The sequence below is a fragment of the Methanomicrobium sp. genome (assembly GCF_055145805.1).
This window is the reverse complement of the sequence record NZ_JBSREC010000074.1, coordinates 1-6,224: the sequence shown is the minus strand read 5'-3', so window position 1 is coordinate 6,224 and position 6,224 is coordinate 1. Positions and strand designations below refer to the sequence as shown.

8 protein-coding genes are annotated in these 6,224 nt (G+C 38.1%); 3 read left to right on the top strand and 5 right to left on the bottom strand.

Annotated features, from left to right (window positions below):
• Window positions 1–848, top strand: an 848-nt coding sequence (locus ACTB1O_RS06990) for a ribose 1,5-bisphosphate isomerase (protein ID WP_462994420.1), incomplete at its 5' end; no start/stop codon positions are given.
• A gap of 13 nt (window positions 849–861) precedes the next feature.
• Window positions 862–1,542 (top strand): hypothetical protein, encoded by a 681-nt coding sequence (locus ACTB1O_RS06985; protein WP_462994419.1) that lies wholly within the window; start codon window positions 862–864, stop codon window positions 1,540–1,542.
• Window positions 1,543–1,572: 30 nt separating this feature from the next.
• Here the strand turns inward: ACTB1O_RS06985 and ACTB1O_RS06980 are convergent, their stop codons facing one another.
• Both ACTB1O_RS06980 and ACTB1O_RS06975 read right to left on the bottom strand, forming a co-directional pair.
• Window positions 1,573–3,210, bottom strand: a complete 1,638-nt coding sequence (locus ACTB1O_RS06980) for a hypothetical protein (RefSeq protein ID WP_462994418.1) — start codon at window positions 3,208–3,210, stop codon at window positions 1,573–1,575.
• 255 nt (window positions 3,211–3,465) lie between these two features.
• Complete coding sequence (locus ACTB1O_RS06975; protein ID WP_462994417.1) at window positions 3,466–3,729, bottom strand: DUF5661 family protein; 264 nt, start codon at window positions 3,727–3,729, stop codon at window positions 3,466–3,468.
• Window positions 3,730–3,874: 145 nt separating this feature from the next.
• Between ACTB1O_RS06975 and ACTB1O_RS06970 the strand changes: the two genes are divergently transcribed.
• Window positions 3,875–4,204, top strand: a complete 330-nt coding sequence (locus tag ACTB1O_RS06970) for a type II toxin-antitoxin system PemK/MazF family toxin (RefSeq protein ID WP_462994416.1) — start codon at window positions 3,875–3,877, stop codon at window positions 4,202–4,204.
• Window positions 4,205–4,319: 115 nt separating this feature from the next.
• Here ACTB1O_RS06970 and ACTB1O_RS06965 read toward each other — a convergent pair whose 3' ends face one another.
• The 3 genes from ACTB1O_RS06965 to ACTB1O_RS06955 form a co-directional block, all read right to left on the bottom strand.
• The gene (locus tag ACTB1O_RS06965; protein ID WP_462994415.1) at window positions 4,320–4,673 is read right to left on the bottom strand and encodes a hypothetical protein; all 354 of its coding nucleotides are present in this window, start codon (window positions 4,671–4,673) and stop codon (window positions 4,320–4,322) included.
• Window positions 4,674–4,787: 114 nt separating this feature from the next.
• Window positions 4,788–5,432, bottom strand: a complete 645-nt coding sequence (locus ACTB1O_RS06960; RefSeq protein ID WP_462994414.1) for an NAD(P)H-dependent oxidoreductase — start codon at window positions 5,430–5,432, stop codon at window positions 4,788–4,790.
• 144 nt (window positions 5,433–5,576) lie between these two features.
• Window positions 5,577–6,224 (bottom strand): aminotransferase class I/II-fold pyridoxal phosphate-dependent enzyme (locus tag ACTB1O_RS06955; RefSeq protein WP_462994413.1); only part of this gene is annotated, 648 nt, incomplete at its 5' end.

Sequence of the window (6,224 nt, the reverse complement as noted above, 5' to 3'; positions counted from 1 at the left end):
TAAAAGAGCATTCAAAAGATCTGGAATCAAAAGATCTTAATTCATTTTTAAAGGAGATGGAGTCTGCAGCAGTTTTACTTCTTCAGACAAGACCTACTGCTGTCTCTCTTCCAAACGCCGTAAATATTGTTATGAAAGGTGCAAGGAATGCACAGAGCCTTGATGAGGCCAGGGATTCTGTTATTAAAAGCGCTGATTCTTTTATAAAAAACTCTGAAATGGCTGTGAAACGTATTGCAGAGATTGGTGCAAGGCACATTAAAGACGGCGATGTTATTTTAACCCACTGCAACTCTGAGGCTGCACTCGCCTGTATCATTGAGGCACACAGGCAAAAGAAGAAATTTGAGGTATTTGCAACCGAAGTACGGCCGAGAAACCAGGGTCATATCACAATAAAAACCCTGAATGATGCCGGTATAAAAACCAGTTTCATCGTCGATTCCGCTGCCCGTTATTTCATGAAGGATATTTCACTTGTCATTGTCGGTTCAGATGCAATAACTGTAAACGGCGCTGTTGTAAACAAGATCGGCACATCACAGATAGCACTCTGTGCACATGAGGCAAGAACACCTCTTATTGTTGCCGCAGAGACTTACAAATTCGCACCAAAAACGATTACCGGTGAGCTGATACAGATAGAGGAGAGAGATACCTCAGAAGTCCTTGACAGATCAGTATCTGAAAAACTTCCTTTTGTTACCGTGAGAAACCCTGCATTTGATGTAACTCCGGCAGACTACGTTGATTTAATAATCACCGAACATGGAGCAATTCCACCTGAGATGGCATATATTATTATAAAAGAGTACCTCGGGTGGGATATCGGGGATTTTGACAGGTGAATATGATATAAAATTGGTTAAAATGAGATCTGATGATATAAGTAATCCCAAAAAAACCGGGCATGATTCAAAAAAGAGTGAGGATAAAAAAAGGGTGAGGCTTCCTCCCACACTTTCAGATATTGTATATGTGGCGATAATCTCTGCCCCCTCTCCCGGAAAGGATAGCAATTTTGAGGTAATGGCTGTCAGCATGTCGGATTATTCCATAATTAAACTGAGATATTCCAGAAAAACAAGGCTGAATCCGGGAATGATTCTGGATTTAAGGGACTTTGGTGATATGGGCCATTACACAATTAAGGATAATATTCCCTTAAAGTCGATTGATAAAAGGATTTTGTTATATGTGGGTCCTGCTCTTATTTCAGCAGGTGAAAAGCACCCGATAGGGCTTTTTAAGGCGCAGACAATGGCAGAAGAAGGCATAAAAAATCTATTTATCCTCCTAAACATGGATGATCCAAATAAACTTGAAATTTTTTATCAGGATCTTAAAAAATCACAATCCGGTGGCAAAATTGCACATAAGGATATATTCGGACATTTCATTAGGGCTTTTTCCGGAAAAGACAATCCTCCTGATATCAGGCAGCAGGAGGCATTTATAAAAATCAGCGGTAATGACACTGAGGTAATTTTTGAGCTAATTTCAGGCTATCTTGATTATGTCAAAGAAAATGATTTGTCTTAAATTTATGGGATTTTTCCGAATATATGGCTTTTAAACCGCCTCTATTTTTCTGAACCTGAAAAGAATCCTCCAGTCCTGCTGTTCCCTTAATGTTATCTCATTCATCTCCTCCAAAAGATTGCAAAGAGCAGTCATATCCTCAACATGCTCCATCTCATTTTTAATTGAAGTGATGTGTCGTGCGATATGGGAATAACGCTCTTTATTTCGGAGATATTCTCTCTGGACTCTTATTGACGCTATTGCGGCTGCAAATGCGGGAAGCGAGATTGTAAGTGATGCAAGAATCATTGAAGCTTCTATATTATACAGCTCCCAGTGACCAATTCCCAGTGCATGAACTACAGCAAGAACAAGGGTTAGTAAGAATAATGCCTCACCTGCAATTGTGAGATAAATAAATTTTTTACCTGAATTTTTGCTCTCTTTTTCGTAAAATTTCAGCCTGTTATTAATCCATGCCGAGATAAAGAATTTTTTCACAGGTTCAAAAGGGATGTCAATCCGGCAGTAAGGGATTGGAACTTCTGTCATTAAGGATTCAAATGCCATAACCATCCAGTCATTTGGTCTGTGTGCAAGACTCATGTGCGGAGGTGTATCAGGTTTTTTACATGTGATGTAAACTACATATAAAAAAAAGGCTGACCTTATTCTTTCTGACAAAAAATTGTAATCTATCCATTTCCGATGAAAATTGCAGTATCTTGAACATGTCATAAAAATAATAATTAAAAAGATTTCAGCAACCTCAAGCCATACGAGTGCGGAGTTTCCAGTAAAGAAGATGGTTTGTATTGTTATTGTAAATACTGCCAGAGCGGCGAGTAAGGAAACTGATGTTCCTGCAAGCCAATATAAGCGCAGATATTTCCTGGCCAGCATCTTTGTGCGTGTGAAATTAGGGAGAAGCGAGTTGTAGATAGACTCCACCATATCTTCCGGAAGATCAGCTTTTCGGCATTCATTCTTGATTATCTGAATATATCTTTCAATATTTTCTGAGTATTTTTTCCTTGAGATTTCTTCGTTGTTGTACTCATTAAGAGACTGGTATGAATTAAATATCCTGTCTTCATGCGGGATCTCGTAAGTTTTCATGTCGTTGGGATGTATGGCAACAATTGTTGTTCCGTGATGTCTTGCAAGCCTGAAAATGCTTCCCTCATTATAGCTCTGTGAACCCGGTTCCCACTCGCCCACCAGGATTATGAGTGTGCTCATCTGGACAATCGAGTCGTTTACTGAATTAAATCCGGCTGTTCTCTTTTTGAGTTTGATTTTAGATATTTCATAGGGTACCTTCCACTCAAAGGTTGCGTCCGCGTCACTCTCATCCTCTTCATCCTCAATTAAATGCACCTCTGCCCGGCTGCATCTGTCCCAGACCGGGTCGGATAAAAGAGTTTCAAGGATTTCATGTTCGGGACCGTAACTAAAAGGAAGGATAAACCTGTATTTTGCAGGTGTGTTTTCGAGAGTTTTTTCAAGCCTTTTTAAAATGTTTTTGATTGCCTTAACAACATTCTCCTTTGAAAAATCAGTTTCGGTTACAATCAGCCCGATATTTATCACAGTTGGAAGGGACATTGGGAATATGTGCGGCGATTCTCCAGGCTCAAAATGAGAATCTTTTAGTCCTGTTTTTTTTCCGGATTTTTCTGCCATTTTCTTATTGGCTCCTGCCACCTTCTTTTTCTTATCTGAGATACAAACAGGGATAAATCTATCGCGTAAACGAAACCGATAAAAAAATTGTTCCAACAAAACCGTCTTTTGGATAGTTATTCTCCAGACTGATGAGGAGATAGTAAAAACCTATCTGTATGAGGGCAGTTACTATCAAAGAAAAGAAGTCGTATTAAAAACCGATAATTTTGGGATATACATCTGTTTTAAACAATTAAAACGCAAAAAATGATTTTAGTCCTTTCCCTCAGCTTCCCTTTCCATCTTTTCGAGTCTGTCGTAATAGTCAGGAATCTCGTTTAAATGTGCAAGTGCAATCTTTCCTGTAAGAAGCGTGTCATCATTTGTCACATTTGTGTGCGGGTCAACAAGTCCGTGTTCCAGTTCAATTTCCATTCCGCGTCTGAACTGGTCAACATCAAATCTGTCCCATTTAATACCCAGTTCTCCGGCGGTAATTCTTGCTTCCTCTTCTGTAATTATTTTTTTAGAGCTCATTTTTCTCATCTCCATCTGTTAAATTTATATTAATATCCTGAAAGGATCTAATATGCCATAAGGTTTGCCTGTCAGAACTGTCTTTTTGAAAAGGATAAGAGGTAATTTTTATCCCCGATAAAAAACTGATAAAACGTAAAGATATATGTCAGATTATTTTTTAGGCGACGTTGTACTTGCCCCTGTAAGTTTTGGCCGCCCAAATGAGATGAAAATAAGGCCGGCAGTCGTAATTGATACTGATAGCAGGGGTTTTGTCAGAATATGCCCGGTTACAAGCCGGATTCCTTATGATTCCTCAAATATTCCCCTTGAACTTAATGATTTTGAAAAAGGGGGCCTGAGTCTTTTTGACGAAAGTTATATTCTGATATCAGAGATATCAAGAGTAAGAAAAAATGAAATTGCAGGTAAAAAAGGGCGGCTGACAGAGGAAAAAATAAGTATTATCTCTTCAAGGATTGCTCTTTTTTGAATAATTTTGCCGGAAACCCCTTTTTTTAAAACAAAAACTTTGAATTGTCATAAATTAAGTTTAAAAAAATCTAATATTTCAGAAAATCAAAAAAAAAATGTCTGTAAAAAAAAGATCAGTCCGGCTCAGGGATATAAACCGAAGTTATGGTTCCTTCCAGTTCTTCAATAAGCTCTTCTGCATAATTTATGCCTTTTCTGTTCAGGCGCCATTTCATGCCTGACATTGTCGACTCATCAATGATACTGATTTTTTCAGTCAGCTCCTCAATTGCAAGCATAATCTCGTTTTTTGGAATTGAGCATTTCCTCTCAATTTCCTGACGTCCCACACTTTTTTTTCCTTTGTCACCCAGAATATAAAGTGAAAGAATAATCCTGTCCAGTCTTTTCTTCTCTGGCATGACAGTTTTTTTCCCGTAATGCCTGTCGTAATAATCAAAGGCCGATTTTATCGTTCTAATTGCCAATATATCACCTTGTTGTGATATTCAACCTTTTATCAGGTTTATATATTCACATTATTTTCCCTTTTAGATGATATTATTTTTGAGATGTTTCGTATCTGTGGGCACAGAAAAATTTTATTTTATATTTTTCAAAACATCTTCATATCTTTTAAACTCGGATTTAATTCTGTCCTGATTCATAACAGCTGCATCGAATATGCAGAATATTTCCTGATTGTCAATTCCGGTAAACTCAAGTGTTGTGTGCCACAGTGTCATTAAGTGAACTTCAATATCTCCGTGAATTCCGTTTCTTGTATAAAGCTCCTGCGGAGACCCGAGAGTTACAGAAATTATTGATTTTTTTCCTGCTAAAAGGCCTTTATCATACAGATATCCGTCATAGAGGTTTACAACAAAACCCTGCACAAAAACCCTGTCAAACCATCCTTTAAGAATTGCCGGATAACTGCTCCACCATATCGGAAACTGAAATATAATGTAATCCGCCCATTTTATCTTCTCAATTTCATCCATGATGTCAGGGCTTAATGTTCCCTTGTCATATGCATTCATCTGCTCTTTCGGGATTACAAGTTTCTTCTTATCAACCCTGTCTAAAAAGTCGTCACCGTCAAGTGCACACTTGAAATTCATTGCATACAGATCAGACATTTTTACAGAGTGACCTTCTTTTTCAAGCACATCAACGGCAAAATCCTTTAGTTTACAATTGAGTGATTTCGGCTCAGGGTGAGCATATACTATTAAAACATTCATTTTTCAGCACCTTTTCTGATGATTTAGACTTGCCTTAATAGCATTTTAAATTTGGGATGGTTTTTTTTGTAAACTATCAAAAAAGTACGAAATAAAAATTACTAAAAAATCAGATAACAGGGCCCTTTAAAAAATTAATTAAATTCAAAAAGATGAGAATGTAGCCTTTAAACTCTCCATTCCTGTAATTATTTCATCCTCCTTTGAATATGAAAAATTGAGCCTTACAGTATCCTCCCCTCCGCCGTCTGCATAGAAAGGAATTCCCGGAAGAACAGCTACCTTTTTCAAAAGCCCCTCCTCAAAAAGTTTAAGCGAACTGATCTCTTTTGGAAGTGTGAGCATCATAAACATCCCGCCTTTCGGGTCGGTGCGGGTTATGCTTTCCGGCAGCAGGTCATCACAGAGATCACACATCAGCCTGCATTTTTTGCTGTAAGCCGCTGTAATCTTTTCAATGTGGCTGTTAAGGTTGTTTGTCAGGAGATAGCGGTGCATAATCTTCTGGCATAAAAAGTTTGAATGAAGGTCTGCTGCCTGCTTTGCACTGTCAAACTCTTTTATAATCTCTTTAGGTGCATATATCCATCCGATTCTCATTCCGGGTGCAATGATTTTTGAAAAAGATCCGCTCATAATCGTATTTAGAGGTGCATATTTCTTAACAGGCATTCTGGGTCTGTTGTCAAATGAAAGCTCACCAAATGCGTCATCTTCATAGAATATACCATCTTTTTCACGGATAATTTCAGCTATCTCCCTTCTTCTCTCATCAGAGTACGACCTTCCTGA

What these genes read in the sequence shown, in the direction of transcription:
- ACTB1O_RS06980 (WP_462994418.1), bottom strand. Translation starts at nt 3,210, where the DNA reads ATGGCAGAAAAATCCGGAAAAAAAACAGGACTAAAAGATTCTCATTTT.
- ACTB1O_RS06975 (WP_462994417.1), bottom strand. Translation starts at nt 3,729, where the DNA reads ATGAGCTCTAAAAAAATAATTACAGAAGAGGAAGCAAGAATTACCGCC.
- ACTB1O_RS06970 (WP_462994416.1), top strand. Translation starts at nt 3,875, where the DNA reads ATGTCAGATTATTTTTTAGGCGACGTTGTACTTGCCCCTGTAAGTTTT.
- ACTB1O_RS06960 (WP_462994414.1), bottom strand. Translation starts at nt 5,432, where the DNA reads ATGAATGTTTTAATAGTATATGCTCACCCTGAGCCGAAATCACTCAAT.